This window comes from Sedimenticola selenatireducens, from assembly GCF_007625115.1.
GTDB classification, from domain to species: domain Bacteria; phylum Pseudomonadota; class Gammaproteobacteria; order Chromatiales; family Chromatiaceae; genus Sedimenticola; species Sedimenticola selenatireducens_A.
Map to the genome: position 1 here is coordinate 173,846 of NZ_VMNH01000009.1, position 12,831 is coordinate 186,676.

General features: G+C 49.6%; 14 protein-coding genes and 1 tRNA gene. 9 read left to right on the plus strand and 6 right to left on the minus strand.

The genetic code is table 11. The annotated features are described in order from the left end of the window. Window positions 1–99: 99 nt before the first annotated feature. Both odhB and FHP88_RS09680 read right to left on the minus strand, forming a co-directional pair. On the minus strand, window positions 100–1,293 hold the full coding sequence (odhB, locus tag FHP88_RS09675) for a 2-oxoglutarate dehydrogenase complex dihydrolipoyllysine-residue succinyltransferase (protein WP_144358837.1): 1,194 nt from the start codon (window positions 1,291–1,293) through the stop codon (window positions 100–102). Beyond that, a complete protein-coding gene (locus FHP88_RS09680; RefSeq protein WP_144358838.1) occupies window positions 1,294–4,155 on the minus strand; it encodes a 2-oxoglutarate dehydrogenase E1 component in 2,862 nt (953 codons plus the stop codon). It abuts the gene before it with no gap. Window positions 4,156–4,420: 265 nt separating this feature from the next. Between FHP88_RS09680 and FHP88_RS09685 the strand changes: the two genes are divergently transcribed. Beyond that, the gene (locus tag FHP88_RS09685) at window positions 4,421–4,792 is read left to right on the plus strand and encodes a hypothetical protein (RefSeq protein ID WP_144358839.1); all 372 of its coding nucleotides are present in this window, start codon (window positions 4,421–4,423) and stop codon (window positions 4,790–4,792) included. Window positions 4,793–4,934: 142 nt separating this feature from the next. On the opposite strand, the gene FHP88_RS09690 is transcribed toward FHP88_RS09685, so the two are convergent. Continuing rightward, window positions 4,935–5,011, minus strand: a tRNA-Arg gene (locus FHP88_RS09690). A gap of 187 nt (window positions 5,012–5,198) precedes the next feature. Between FHP88_RS09690 and arsS the strand changes: the two genes are divergently transcribed. Genes arsS through FHP88_RS09705 form a run of 3 tightly spaced genes read left to right on the plus strand, consistent with a single transcriptional unit; the run spans window position 5,199 to window position 7,455 of the window. Continuing rightward, window positions 5,199–6,164, plus strand: a complete 966-nt coding sequence (gene arsS / locus FHP88_RS09695; protein ID WP_144358840.1) for an arsenosugar biosynthesis radical SAM (seleno)protein ArsS — start codon at window positions 5,199–5,201, stop codon at window positions 6,162–6,164. Then, complete coding sequence (locus FHP88_RS09700) at window positions 6,161–6,838, plus strand: TIGR04283 family arsenosugar biosynthesis glycosyltransferase (RefSeq protein ID WP_144358841.1); 678 nt, start codon at window positions 6,161–6,163, stop codon at window positions 6,836–6,838. Before arsS ends, FHP88_RS09700 begins: the two co-directional genes overlap by 4 nt. Next, window positions 6,838–7,455 carry a TIGR04282 family arsenosugar biosynthesis glycosyltransferase gene (locus FHP88_RS09705; RefSeq protein WP_144358842.1) on the plus strand — a complete coding sequence of 206 codons (618 nt, stop codon included), beginning with the start codon at window positions 6,838–6,840 and terminating at the stop codon, window positions 7,453–7,455. Before FHP88_RS09700 ends, FHP88_RS09705 begins: the two co-directional genes overlap by 1 nt. Before the next feature lie 12 nt (window positions 7,456–7,467). On the opposite strand, the gene FHP88_RS09710 is transcribed toward FHP88_RS09705, so the two are convergent. The 3 genes from FHP88_RS09710 to flgA form a co-directional block, all read right to left on the minus strand. Beyond that, window positions 7,468–7,953 (minus strand): flagella synthesis protein FlgN, encoded by a 486-nt coding sequence (locus FHP88_RS09710; protein ID WP_144358843.1) that lies wholly within the window; start codon window positions 7,951–7,953, stop codon window positions 7,468–7,470. 3 nt (window positions 7,954–7,956) lie between these two features. After that, a complete protein-coding gene (gene flgM, locus FHP88_RS09715) occupies window positions 7,957–8,283 on the minus strand; it encodes a flagellar biosynthesis anti-sigma factor FlgM (RefSeq protein WP_186297675.1) in 327 nt (108 codons plus the stop codon). Window positions 8,284–8,408: 125 nt separating this feature from the next. Then, complete coding sequence (gene flgA / locus FHP88_RS09720) at window positions 8,409–9,065, minus strand: flagellar basal body P-ring formation chaperone FlgA (RefSeq protein WP_186297676.1); 657 nt, start codon at window positions 9,063–9,065, stop codon at window positions 8,409–8,411. A 260-nt stretch (window positions 9,066–9,325) separates the two neighbouring features. On the opposite strand from flgA, the gene FHP88_RS09725 reads away from it, so the two are divergent. The 5 genes from FHP88_RS09725 (at window position 9,326) to FHP88_RS09745 (ending at window position 12,821) form a co-directional block, all read left to right on the plus strand. Beyond that, the gene (locus tag FHP88_RS09725) at window positions 9,326–10,270 is read left to right on the plus strand and encodes a chemotaxis protein CheV (RefSeq protein ID WP_144358846.1); all 945 of its coding nucleotides are present in this window, start codon (window positions 9,326–9,328) and stop codon (window positions 10,268–10,270) included. Between the two features lie 32 nt (window positions 10,271–10,302). Next, the gene (locus FHP88_RS09730) at window positions 10,303–11,148 is read left to right on the plus strand and encodes a CheR family methyltransferase (RefSeq protein ID WP_260843231.1); all 846 of its coding nucleotides are present in this window, start codon (window positions 10,303–10,305) and stop codon (window positions 11,146–11,148) included. A 171-nt stretch (window positions 11,149–11,319) separates the two neighbouring features. After that, window positions 11,320–11,709 (plus strand): flagellar basal body rod protein FlgB, encoded by a 390-nt coding sequence (gene flgB, locus FHP88_RS09735; protein ID WP_144358847.1) that lies wholly within the window; start codon window positions 11,320–11,322, stop codon window positions 11,707–11,709. Between the two features lie 2 nt (window positions 11,710–11,711). Then, window positions 11,712–12,125 carry a flagellar basal body rod protein FlgC gene (flgC, locus tag FHP88_RS09740; RefSeq protein WP_144358848.1) on the plus strand — a complete coding sequence of 138 codons (414 nt, stop codon included), beginning with the start codon at window positions 11,712–11,714 and terminating at the stop codon, window positions 12,123–12,125. Window positions 12,126–12,137: 12 nt separating this feature from the next. Beyond that, entirely contained in the window at window positions 12,138–12,821 is a 684-nt protein-coding gene (locus FHP88_RS09745; protein WP_144358849.1) for a flagellar hook assembly protein FlgD, read from the plus strand. Window positions 12,822–12,831: the final 10 nt, after the last annotated feature.

Here is a 12,831-nt window from a genome sequence, read left to right on the forward strand (position 1 = left end):
AGATTATAGACTGGAACAAAAAAAACCGGCGTACCTAATTATAGGTACGCCGGTTTTTTAACGGGTTTCATTGCCTGAAATCAGGCGCCCGAGTCTTTCTTACACCTGAAGTAGCAGGCGTGTCGGATCTTCCAGCATGTTCTTGATGGTTACCAGGAACTGGACAGCTTCGCGGCCATCAACAATACGGTGATCATAAGAGAGCGCCAGATACATCATGGGACGAATCACGATTTCACCATTAACTACCATGGGGCGTTGTTGAATGGTGTGCATGCCGAGAATGGCACTCTGCGGTGGATTCAGTATTGGGGTAGAGAGCATGGAGCCAAACACACCGCCATTGGAGATCGTGAAGGTACCCCCGGTTAACTCTTCATAACTGAGTGATCCATCATTAGCCTTCTTGCCAAAGTCACGGACGGCTTTCTCTGTGTCTGCAAATCCAAGCTGGTCAGCATCACGCAGGATAGGTACAACCAGGCCGCGAGGTGAACCAACGGCTATGCCAATGTCGTAATAGCCATGATAGATGATATCTTTACCGTCGACCGAGGCGTTTACGGCCGGGAATTGCTTAAGTGCCTCAACGGAGGCCTTGATGAAGAACGACATGAAGCCCAGTTTGACTTCATGGTCCTTTTCAAACTTATCCTTGTAATTCTTCCTCAGGTCATTGATGGCCTGCAGATCCACTTCGTTAAAGGTGGTCAGGATGGCGGCGTTCTGTTGTGCCTCCAGTAGCCGCTCAGCAATACGTGCGCGCAAACGTGTCATTGGGACGCGTTGCTCAGGGCGATCGCCTTCAACACCAGACTGGGTAATTTCACTTTCCTGGGTCATGGATACAGCCGATTTGCTACTCGCTTCAAGGCTCTCGATATAGGCGGTAACATCGGTCTTAAGGATGCGGCCATCTTTACCGGTACCAACGATCTCCTTCGGGTCTATACCTTTCTCTTTTACCAGTCTGCGAACAGCGGGAGTGAGGATAATCTCACCGTCTGCTGCAGCCTCAGTGGCCTCTGCGGCAGGAGCCTGTGCTTGCACAGCAGCGCCTTCCTGAATCACTGTCAGCAGATCGCCTGCCGTAACGGTTTCGCCTTCAGCCGCTGAGATGGCACCCATGATGCCATCGATAGGAGAAGGGACTTCAAGTACGACCTTGTCAGTCTCCAGGTCTACGAGGTTCTCATCGCGTGATACGGGGTCACCTGGTTTTTTGTGCCAGGCGAGTATGGTGGCATCAGCGACAGATTCCGGCAGCGCCGGTACAGTTACGTTCGTACTCATTTATGCAGGCATCCTTCGGTTCATTGAGGGATTGATGCGGCCAGTTAAGGCCTCATCGATCAGGGTTTCTTGTTGTTGGACGTGAATTGGGTAAAAACCTACCGCAGGCGCAGCGGCGGCTGGTCGTCCTACGTAGTAGAGGTGTTTGCCCTTATCAAGCTGGGTATGGAATCGATGTTTGATCTGATCCCATGCGCCCTGGTTTTGTGGCTCTTCCTGGCACCAGATCAGTCGGTCCACCTTGGTGTACTGGTCAATGATCTCGTCAAATATTTCACGTGGGAACGGATAGAGTTGTTCCAGTCGAATAAGTGCAACATTTTTCAGTCCACGTGCTCGCCGTGCTTCAAGCAGCTCGTAGTAGACCTTGCCAGAACAGATCACGATATGCTCGACATCATCAGGGTTAATGTCGTCAATTTCGCCAATCACAGATTGGAATCCACCTTTGGTAAACTCCTCCAGAGCGGATGTAGCCAACCGGTGGCGTAGCAGGCTCTTTGGTGACATCACCACCAGGGGTTTTCTCATGGGGCGCAACATCTGTCTGCGCAGCATGTGGAATACCTGGGCGGGTGTTGTGGGTACGCAGACCTGCATGTTGTGTTCAGCACAGAGTTGCAGATAGCGTTCCAGTCTCGCAGAGGAGTGTTCGGCGCCCTGACCTTCGTAGCCATGAGGCAACAGCATTACCAGGCCACAGTAGAGACCCCATTTAGAACCGCCAGAACTGATAAATTGATCAATTACAACCTGCGCGCCATTGGCGAAATCACCAAATTGGGCTTCCCAGATGGTCAGTGATTTCGGCTCGGTAGTGGCGTAACCATATTCAAAGCCCAGCACGGCTTCTTCTGAGAGCAGTGAATCGATCACCAGGAAGTTCGCCTGATCCTCTGAAATGTGTTGTAACGGTGTATGGCTTTCACCAGTTAACTGGTTATGCAGCACCGCATGGCGATGTGAGAAGGTGCCTCGACCACAATCTTGGCCAGAGAGGCGAACAGGAATGCCTTCTTCTACCAATGAAGCGTAGGCCAGGCATTCACCAAAACCCCAATCGACGAGTTGGTCGCCTGTAGCCATCTTACGACGGCCTTCAATCAACTTGGTTACCCGTGCGTGTGTTTCGAAACCATCAGGGGCAGCCACCAAGCGTGCTGAGAGGTGTGCCAGACGCTCCTCCGATACGGAGGTATCGACAATATGTTCCCAGCTGATGTGATGATAGGGCGCCCAATTAACATGATATGGATAATTCAGATCCGTCAATGTGGGTCGTGCAACCGCGTTATTCTGTTCCAGGGATGAGCGATAGTCCTCTACCATCTCGCGACTCTGATCTGGGGTGATGATGCCCTCTGAGATCAGCTGGTCGGAGTAATTAGAACGGGTTGTCGGCAGACGACGAATCTTTTGATACATCATCGGCTGAGTCATTGCAGGCTCATCCGCTTCGTTATGACCGTGTCTGCGATAGCAGATCAAGTCAATGATGACGTCTTTATGGAATCGCTGGCGGTAGTCCATGGCTAATCGAGTAACAAAGATAACCGCTTCCGGATCATCACCGTTAACGTGGAAAATCGGCGCCTGAACAATCTTGGCTACGTCGGTGCAATAAAGTGTTGAGCGTGTATCCAGTGGATTACTGGTGGTAAAACCGACCTGGTTATTGATGACGATATGTACTGAACCACCTGTGGTATAACCCCGTGCCTGAGACATTTGGAATGTCTCCATGACGACACCCTGGCCGGCAAATGCAGAGTCACCGTGGATCAGGATCGGTAGCACTTCGGATCCATCGCGATCACCACGGCGCTGCTGTCTGGCGCGTACAGAGCCCTCAATAACCGGGCTGATGATCTCAAGGTGTGAAGGATTGAATCCGAGCACTACATGTGAGAATCCACTGGGGGTTTCAATGTCGGTAGAAAACCCCATGTGATATTTCACATCGCCTGAACTTTTGTACAGCTCAGGTGTTTTCTTCCCTTCAAATTCATCAAAAAGTTCAGCAGGTGCTTTTCCCAGAATGTTGGTCAGTACATTCAGTCGGCCGCGATGCGCCATACCAATGGCTACTTCTCGTATACCATCCTGACCACCACGTTGAATGAGTTCATCCATCAGTGGAATGAGCGATTCACCCCCTTCAAGGGAGAAGCGTTTCTGACCGACATAGCGGGTGTGCAGGTATTTTTCAAGGCCCTCAGCCGCCGTCAGCAGGGTCAGCAACCACTTCTTATCATCGGTGCTGAGATCTGCTTTTGCCCTGTTTCCTTCAACCCTTTTTTGAATCCACCGCTTCTGGCGGGTATCCGTAATGTGCATATATTCGGCGCCGACATTGCTGCCATACACATCTTTGATAAAGGAGATGATTTCACGCAGTGGCATGCGATCTGGTGCAAACAGCGAGCCGGTATTAAATACCGTATCCATGTCGGCTTCACCCAGACGATGGAAGGCGGGATCCAAATCCGGCACATCTTCAACATCGCGTAACTTTAGCGGGTCGAGGGTGGCATATTGGTGTCCGCGGACACGCCAAGCATTGATTAAGCGAAGTACGGCCGCCTGTTTTTCAGCCGCTCCAGGTGACATGCGCTCGGACGCCTGTCTGAGCGCAGGGCGTTTTTCGCGTGCCAGACGGGCAAAGTTCGATCTGACAGGCCCATGGGCAATATCAGGCGCCTCATTGGCTGAGTCCTTGATAATGCTGTCAAAACGTTTACGCCATGCGGGATCCACGCTGTTGGGATCCTGCAGATAGCGTTCGTAAAGGTCCTCAATAAACGCGGCATTACCGCCAGAGAGGGCTGATGTTGTGCGTAGCAACTCCAGAAGTGCGCTCATTTGGATGATCGGCCTATTATTTGTGGTTGGGAGAGCGATTAAGGGGATAGTAGCATACGAGGTGCTTTTTTAAAGTGTTTTTATGTAATTAGTACGAATATCCAAAAAAAAGTGAAATTTTGTGCGGTCGCACAATATTCATGATCGAGGCAGATTGAACTAAATCACACTTATTCATGGAGTTAGGGTTTTTGTCGGTAGTCAGCGCTATACTGGTGATACACACTAAAATATCTGCAGGGTAAAACGTTAAATAGCACTTTTTATGCAGCAACCAGAAAAAAAAGAGAAAAAAAAATGGGCACGTCTTTCAGTAAGTTCACTTGAGGCGGATGTTGCCTATTTTGATGCCCGATTAGCCATGCTGGATCAGAAAAAAAGTAGTTATTATCAGCTGGCTCAGCATCGAGCTTATACCGAACTGGAACGGGTTCTGTCTGATATTTTGGGGCGCTTGCAGACCCGGCAAGTTAAGTCCCCCGCATCGTCCACTATTTCTCCTGCAGCGGCATCGGGCATTGAAGTCTCTGAAGAGTCTGAATCCTCCCCTTTGAACAAGGTATTTTCTGAAACTACTACTGCGACACCGAAAAGCACTGATTTGGCAAAAGAGGATAAGGCCAAGAAGCAAGAGTAATTCCGCTTTGAAGTTACCCGCTTTCCCTCACGGCATCGCAATAACGCTTAAAAATCGATACAGGCTTGAGTGTAAAAATAGGCCATGATGAAATAAAGCCTGAACAGATCCGGTCTTTACTGCAGTGGGCAGGCCGAGAAAATGGCGCCCCCGACACGATTCGAACGTGTGGCCTCACCCTTAGGAGGGGTGCGCTCTATCCAGCTGAGCTACGGGGGCGTTGTGATGTGGGGCAAAGAGCGTGCTTCGAAGCGCATTTTCCTTGTCGGTCGGCATTTTAGCATTTTCACAGGGTGCGTTGGCAACCAAAGCTTTTATATTCGGGTAATGGCGGTAAACTTTTCTCTATCTGTGCACAGTTCCATTGACATTGCATAATACTGGCTCCGTTGTATGAGGTTTTTCTATGTTGGACACCGCACACCTTCTTTCGCCAACCACATTTCCTGAAATAACGCGTGGGCGGTTGGAAACGCTGCAAATCAATCTCGGCTATCGTTGTAATCAGACATGCAAGCATTGTCATGTTAATGCGGGTCCCACACGAACTGAAATGATGGCGAAAGAAACCATTGATCAGATTCTACAGTTCATTGAACGGCAGCAAATCAAATCCATCGATCTCACTGGTGGAGCTCCAGAGCTTAATCCGCATTTCAGCGCTCTCGTGGCATCGGCACGCTCTATGGGTGTGACTGTGTTGGACCGCTGTAATCTCTCAATTCTGGAAGAGCCGGGTCAGGAGTATCTGAGTGCATTCTTCGCAAAACAGTCAGTCCATGTGGTAGCGTCCCTGCCTTGCTATCTTCAGGAGAATGTGGATGAGCAGCGCGGCAAAGGTGTTTACGATGCGAGTATACGGGGGCTGAAGTTACTCAATGCGTTGGGTTATGGTGATGAGGCAAGTGGATTGGTGTTGAACCTTGTCTATAATCCGCTGGGTGCTGCGTTGCCACCTCCTCAGGATGTGCTGGAGGCCGATTATAAAAAACGCTTGATGGATGACCATGGAATTCGATTCAATAATCTCTTTACAATCACCAATATGCCAATCAGTCGTTTTGGCAGCACACTGTTGTCAAAAGGTGAGTTTAATAGTTATATGGCATTGCTGAAGCGCTCATACATTCGGGCAAACTTGCAGACTGTGATGTGCCGTAACTTGCTAAGTGTTGATTGGCAGGGGTATCTGTACGATTGTGATTTCAATCAGATGTTACAGATGTCCATTGATCACAAGGCTGGTGAAAGAACCCACATTACCGAGATTATGAATGAATCCCTTGATGGTCATAAAATCAAAATTGCTGAGCACTGTTATGGCTGCACAGCAGGGCAGGGTAGCAGTTGTGGTGGTGCATTGAGTGAATGATTGTGCCAACGCTCTCTATCGTAATTCCCTGCCTGGATGAGGCTGAGATCATTCAAAAGCTCCTCGAATCACTCCAGTCCACGCGGGGTCGAGGGGTTGAGTTGATCCTGGTAGATGGTGGTAGTGATGATTCGACGGTTGCCAAGCCATTGGTTGATCAGTTGTTAGTGACTGCTCCTGGACGTGCGCTGCAAATGAATGCCGGTGCACGTATCGCTAAAAGTGATCTACTCTGGTTTTTACATGCTGATAGCATGGTTAATGACGATTTTCCAGAAGCGATTCGTACTGCACTGCAATCAAGTGAGTGCCGATGGGGTCGATTTGATGTGACGCTTTCCGGCAGGGCTCCCTTTTTCCGCGTAATTGAATTCATGATGAACTGGCGTTCCCGATTGACCGGTATTGCTACTGGAGATCAGGGGATATTTGTACAGCGTGGTTTGTTTGAGCAAGTCGGTGGCTTTCCGGAAATTCCTTTGATGGAAGACATTCGTTTGAGCGCCTTGCTGAGAAAGTACGCGTGGCCAATCGCATTGCGCCAACGCCTGATGACCTCCAGCAGACGTTGGGAGCAATCCGGAATATTGCGTACGGTATTATTGATGTGGAGACTGCGGCTGGCGTTTTATTTTGGCGTTGATCCAAAACGGCTGGCGCAACGCTACCGATAATGCTGTTTCCTGATGCCAAAATCTTACTTTTTGCCAAGGCTCCAGAACCTGGGCTGGTCAAAACACGCCTGATTCCGGTTGTTGGAGAGGAGGCGTCAGCAGCGCTTTATCTTGAGTTGCTGTCCGGTGTAATTCATCGCCTCGCAGGGGCGATCGCACCGCTACAGCTTTGGTGTGCGCCGGATGCTGAACATCCCTTTTTTCAAACCATAGATCAGGATTGTGGCATCACGTTGCATGTCCAGAAAGGTGCCGATCTGGGTCAACGGATGGCGCATGCAGCAAGGACGGCGTTAAAAGAGGCTGGAAGTGTTGTGCTGATCGGGGGGGATAGCCCCGTTCTTGAAAAGGAGCACTTGATCAAGGCCTTGATCTGGTTGGCAGAGGGGAGTGATGCCGTTCTCGGCCCCGCCGAAGATGGTGGCTATGTGCTGCTTGCATTGAAGCAGATGAATACGCATCTATTTGAGCAGATTGCTTGGGGTGGTAATGATGTCTGCGAGTCAACCCGTCAACGTCTTAGAACATTGAACTGGACCTGGCGTGAGCTCGAACCGCTTTGGGATGTTGATAGAAAAGAGGACCTGCTGCGTTATCAGAATTTGTGCGCTGATTAAGGGCTATAGCCCCTAGGCCTTGGCTAGAGAGTGTCCTGAGTCTTCTTGGTAGTGCTGTCCCTTTGAGCCATATGTGCTGCTTGAGTTTCCAGTGCGCCCACAGAGTATATCCAATGCCTGCTTGTTGTGTCGTTGGCTGAGTGCCACGATACCTCCATTGATCTCATTTTGTGCCTGTAACTTACTGGCGGTCTGGCTCAGTTTTTCCCAGATGCCGGCAGGCTTGGTGTCCGAGTTTTGCTGCATGAGTGAGGTGACCCCAGCTGTTCCAGTTATCATGTTGTGATGAGTGAGCCAGCGATCTCGCTGTTGTATGCACTCCCACATGAGCCGCATGCCCTGTTTCTTTTCTTGGCTGATTGCCAGGATGGCTTCTGCATCGTTCGATCTTAACGTGCTGTTCTCCTGCTGCACCGTCTCAAGAAGCGAAGCCGCGCTCGCGTATTCTGCCGAAAGAAGTTCAGTGAGTTGATTCTGTAGTTCAGCAGAGAGCTTCATGGGTTACTCCTTTTTAGTAATATTCGCAAACTCACGTTCTTGAGTGAGCAGGTTTTCAGCCGCATCTTCAGGCTCAAAGGCAAAATTGCCCGAAGCCAGTGATCGCTGAATATCAGAAATATGTTGTGCATCAGCAATAGGTAGGCTGGCAATCTGTGCTTCCAGCTCCCTCAATCGTGTAGCTGAGACTGTTATGCTTACCGTGTCATTGCTGCCGCCGCTGGATTTTCCAATCGGATCAGCGCTGTTACTTTGTGGCCTTTCAGCCGCCTTGGTTTGACCTCCATCGCTGGTTGCAATGGGATGTCCAGACGAGCCTTTAATCTTCATGCTCATTAATCACCTTATTAAATTGTTCCCATCAGCGTATCGGCCATATAGGGGTAACCTTTAACAAGTAATCGTTTAAAATCAGTGTCTAAATTAGCGGTTGCTCACACTCCATTCGAGAGCGACTAAGTAGATGCTTGTACAATGCCGGGTGAGACAATGGTCGCTTCAATTTGTCGACTTGAACTGCTGTTCTCCACCTTGATTCGTTCGCCAATCGCGCCATTTCCCAGTGCCTTTCCAGACATGCGCACCTGAAGCGATCCAATCTGGGCGAGGATAGTGACTTGACTGCCTTTTTTGACGGCATGCTGGACAGTGAGTTGTGAGGGATTCAGTACAGTGCTGTTCTGTACAGAGCGTTTTATTTTTTTCCCAAGAACCTGATTAGCATGTGTCAGATAGCCTTTATGCAATCTGGCGACATCCCGACGTTCGATCTTTATATCATCGGCGGTCACAAGGGTGCCTCTGGGCAGTTGGCGATTGGCAACGATAACCATTCTTTCATCCGTCAGGGTGACCGGCACAAAGAGTGTCCAACTGGTACTGCCGTTGCAGCGGACCCCGACAGTGACGCGATAGCTGTTTTTTCGGCCGTAGGGTGTAAAGGTATCGAGTGCCTGATTGCACTGTGCCAGACGCAGACGGCTGTCGAGACGTCCGGGGGTTACGGTGACCCCGGTAGCATCATCATCCAGGGTATCCATTACATGGTCCTTGGCGGCGTCCTGGATGCTGTCGTGGGATTGGTATTCGCTAGCGAGGGCTGTTGCGGTCATTAACAGACAACCCAGTAGCAGGAGGATAGATCCTCTCTTCCATTCTGTTGTTTTACATCGTTGCATAATTTTACCTGCCTGTGTATTTCAGCCGGTTATCGTAATAAATTGGAAATATGCAAATTGTATGCCTGCTTTGGTGTCTTTGTTTCAGTGGACGCAGTGTACTTATTCTGGACAACAGAGGTATAACAGCGCTAAAGCAATGGATTGATGGGTCGCTAACCTAAAGAAGAAAATATAGAACATGAGAGGTAGAGATGGCCGGAATCCTTGACGGTGTTGATCAACGAACCAAACTTGCAGGTCATAACCGACTGGAATTACTACTGTTCCGATTGGCTGGCAGGCAGAGATTCGGCATCAATGTTTTTAAGGTGCAAGAGGTGATTCAGTGTCCAGCCTTAACCCAGTTGCCTGGCTCCCATCCGGTGGTGAGGGGTATTGCCAATATGCGGGGCAAGACTATTACTGTTATGGATCTGTCGCAATCGATTGGTGGTCCCCCACTGGATAACATTGAAGGTCGTTTTGTCATTATTACTGAATACAACCGTAGGATTCAGGGTTTTCTAGTCGGTTCAGTAGACCGGATTGTCAACATGAATTGGGGTGATATCCTGCCTCCGCCAAAGGGTGCAGCAAAGGGCAGCTACATGACTGCAGTCACGCGGGTTGATGATGAGTTGGTAGAAATCATTGACGTCGAGAAAGTGCTGAGCGAAATTGTGGGGTCGGCCGAGGGTGTCTCCGAGGGAGTGATTGAGGAGGATGCCATTGATGAAACCCAACATGTATTGATTGCCGATGACTCTTCAGTGGCCCGTAATCAGGTCAAGCGTGTTCTGGATCGACTGGGTGTCATGACCACGGTCTGCAATGATGGAAAACAGGCGCTGGACCAATTAAAGGCATGGACAGAAGAAGGGAAGCACGTACCTGGTTTCTTGGCCCTGGTTATTTCAGATGTCGAGATGCCCGTGATGGATGGCTATACGCTGACAACGGAGATCCGTAAAGATCCTACTCTCGCAAATTTGCATATTATCCTCCATACTTCACTGAGTGGTGTATTTAATCAGACCATGATTGAAAAGGTGGGAGCCAACGCATTTTTGGCAAAATATGAGCCGGATGAGTTGGCAAGAGTGGTACAGGCACGCCTCAAACAACATAAGCTGGAAGTGCAGGCACTGAACTCTTAACAGGGATAGAAAACTCAATAGAATGGATAATCATGCAACAGTGCGTAGCGAGCCGGAATATGCTGTCACACGGTGACTACGAGGCGTTTCAGAAGTTCTTAGAAGACGCCTGTGGGATTGTCTTGGGTGCTGGAAAAGAATATCTCGTCTCCAGTCGATTGGGTGGACTGATGCGGGAGTACGGCATTGCTACGGTGGGTGATCTCCTTAATCAGCTTAGCAGTGGAAGAAACCAGAAATTACGCACCAGTATCATTGATGCCATGACCACCAACGAGACCTTCTGGTTTCGCGATATGTCCCACTTTCGTCTGCTACAAGATATGATCTGCCCGGAAATCAAGTCTCGTTCCGGTCGTTCAATCAGGATCTGGTCTGCGGCTTGCTCGTACGGTCAGGAGCCCTATAATCTCAGCATGGTGGTGCAGGATTACCAAAGGGCCAATCCGGGGGCTTTGCCCGGTGGTGCTGAGGTGATCGCTACTGACATCTCGTCTACTGTCCTTACGGAAGCGAAGAAGGGCATCTATTGTGGGATGTCGGCATCTCGCGGTTTGAGTATGGATCAGCAGAGCCGTTACTTTAAAGCCAATGGTGATTGCCTCGAAGTTAAGCCGGAGATCAGGCAGCGCGTCAGCTTCCGTGAACTTAACCTCACCAAAGGTTACGAGATGATGGGCCGATTCGATGTCATTTTCTGTCGTAATGTACTGATCTATTTTTCCAGTGATCAGAAGCGGGATATCATTGCCCGTATGGCCCGAGCCCTTAATCATGGCGGGTATCTGTTTCTTGGCTCAACCGAATCCTTAACCGCCCATACTGATCGATTTGAGATGGTCAGCAGCATGGGTGGCATCGCCTACCGCCTCAAATAATTTGCCGCTTTGTTTGTTTTACGGATATTTATTGCCGTTTTACCGGCTTTGGCTTGCCGCTTTAACATCCTGGCCCGCTTTTTCCTCTCGAAATATCAATAAAAACATCTAGATAGGAAGTTGGCACACAGTCTGCTTTATAGCTTTTGGGAAATACCAGGAAGCAGACTGATGAAGCTAGACAAGACATTAGGGCTACATGCTCAATCGCTCCAACTACATGCACGGCGGGCCGAAGTGTTGGCGGGTAATATCGCCAATGCCGATACACCGGGATACAAGGCAAGGGATTTTGATTTTCGTGAGATCTTGCGCCAGGAGCAGACGCCTTCGGTAACCGTTCGCACAACCCATCAAAACCATATTCCACTGGACAATGGTGTCATCTCACCCAGTGAGATGGCCTACCGTATTCCCAGTCAGCCCAGTCTGGATGGCAATACTGTCGATAGTCAGCTTGAGCACACCGCGTATGCAGAAAATGCCATTCAGTATCAGACCAGTCTGAGATTTCTCAGTGGCACTATTCAAACCCTTAAGAAAGCCATAACGGGGCAATAATCATGTCAATGTTCAAGATATTTGATACCGCTGCTTCAGGCATGAGTGCGCAATCGCTGCGATTAAATACGGTAGCCAGCAATATGGCCAATGTAGATAGTGTCAGCAGCAGTATTGAAGAGACCTACAAGGCCAGGCAGCCGGTTTTTAGTGCGTTACTTAATCAGCTTAATCCCGATGAGCCCGCAGTGGGTGTACAGGTAAAGGGCGTGATTGAGAGTGAAGCGCCGCTGAATATGGAGTATGCCCCCAATCATCCGAAGGCGAATGAAGAGGGCTATATCTTTCGTCCCAACGTAAATGTCATGGAGGAGATGGCGAATATGATCTCCGCCTCGCGTTCATATCAAAGCAATGTCGAAGTGGTGAATACGGCCAAACAATTGATGGTCGCCACCCTGCGGTTAGGCGAATAAAGGAGCAATCGAATGAGTACAGTCAATGCAGCCAGCACTGATCAGTTATACCAGACGCTAGGGCTTTCCCGTGAGGTGGAGGCGAACAAGGATAATACCCAGTTACAAATGGAGGATTTTCTGGAATTGATGGTGACTGAATTAACCCATCAGGACCCCTTTAAGCCGATGGATAACAGCGAGCTGGCTACACAGATATCCCAGTTTGCGGCAGTTTCTGGTATCGATGAGTTGAACAACTCATTTTCGGGTTTTTCAGATTCGATGATTTCAGATCAGGCGCTGCAGGCGGCCAATCTGGTTGGGCGTAATGTTCTGGTGCCGGTCAATACCGGAAATCTGGAGTCCGGTGGCACCATTAAAGGTGTGGTCGGAATTACTGAATCGGCCAGTAATGTGACCGTTCGGATCACTGATACAACGGGTGCCCTGGTTAAAGAGATTCCACTAGGTACACAATCCAAAGGTGAGGTGGACTTTACCTGGGATGGGTTGGATGAGAATGGTGATGCCGTTCCCGCAGGACAGTACCAAATTGAGGCGCAGGCTCAGGTAAATGGAGAAACAGTGACGCCCTACACTTTGATTGAAGCGAAAGTCAGTAGCGTAAGTATTGGTGGCGTAGGGCAGGGCTTAACCGTCAATCTGGCCGGCTTGGGGCCGGTATCATTTGAGTCTGTAGCAGAAATCCGCTGAATAATTTAAA

Excerpts from the sequence above, each read along its gene's own strand:
- FHP88_RS09705 (WP_144358842.1), top strand. The coding sequence starts at position 6,838 with ATGCTGTTTCCTGATGCCAAAATCTTACTTTTTGCCAAGGCTCCAGAA.
- flgM (WP_186297675.1), bottom strand. The coding sequence starts at position 8,283 with ATGAAGATTAAAGGCTCGTCTGGACATCCCATTGCAACCAGCGATGGA.
- odhB (WP_144358837.1), bottom strand. The coding sequence starts at position 1,293 with ATGAGTACGAACGTAACTGTACCGGCGCTGCCGGAATCTGTCGCTGAT.
- flgB (WP_144358847.1), top strand. The coding sequence starts at position 11,320 with ATGAAGCTAGACAAGACATTAGGGCTACATGCTCAATCGCTCCAACTA.
- FHP88_RS09730 (WP_260843231.1), top strand. The coding sequence starts at position 10,303 with ATGCAACAGTGCGTAGCGAGCCGGAATATGCTGTCACACGGTGACTAC.
- FHP88_RS09685 (WP_144358839.1), top strand. The coding sequence starts at position 4,421 with ATGCAGCAACCAGAAAAAAAAGAGAAAAAAAAATGGGCACGTCTTTCA.
- flgC (WP_144358848.1), top strand. The coding sequence starts at position 11,712 with ATGTCAATGTTCAAGATATTTGATACCGCTGCTTCAGGCATGAGTGCG.
- FHP88_RS09700 (WP_144358841.1), top strand. The coding sequence starts at position 6,161 with ATGATTGTGCCAACGCTCTCTATCGTAATTCCCTGCCTGGATGAGGCT.
- FHP88_RS09725 (WP_144358846.1), top strand. The coding sequence starts at position 9,326 with ATGGCCGGAATCCTTGACGGTGTTGATCAACGAACCAAACTTGCAGGT.
- FHP88_RS09680 (WP_144358838.1), bottom strand. The coding sequence starts at position 4,155 with ATGAGCGCACTTCTGGAGTTGCTACGCACAACATCAGCCCTCTCTGGC.
- flgA (WP_186297676.1), bottom strand. The coding sequence starts at position 9,065 with ATGACCGCAACAGCCCTCGCTAGCGAATACCAATCCCACGACAGCATC.
- FHP88_RS09745 (WP_144358849.1), top strand. The coding sequence starts at position 12,138 with ATGAGTACAGTCAATGCAGCCAGCACTGATCAGTTATACCAGACGCTA.
- FHP88_RS09710 (WP_144358843.1), bottom strand. The coding sequence starts at position 7,953 with ATGAAGCTCTCTGCTGAACTACAGAATCAACTCACTGAACTTCTTTCG.
- arsS (WP_144358840.1), top strand. The coding sequence starts at position 5,199 with ATGTTGGACACCGCACACCTTCTTTCGCCAACCACATTTCCTGAAATA.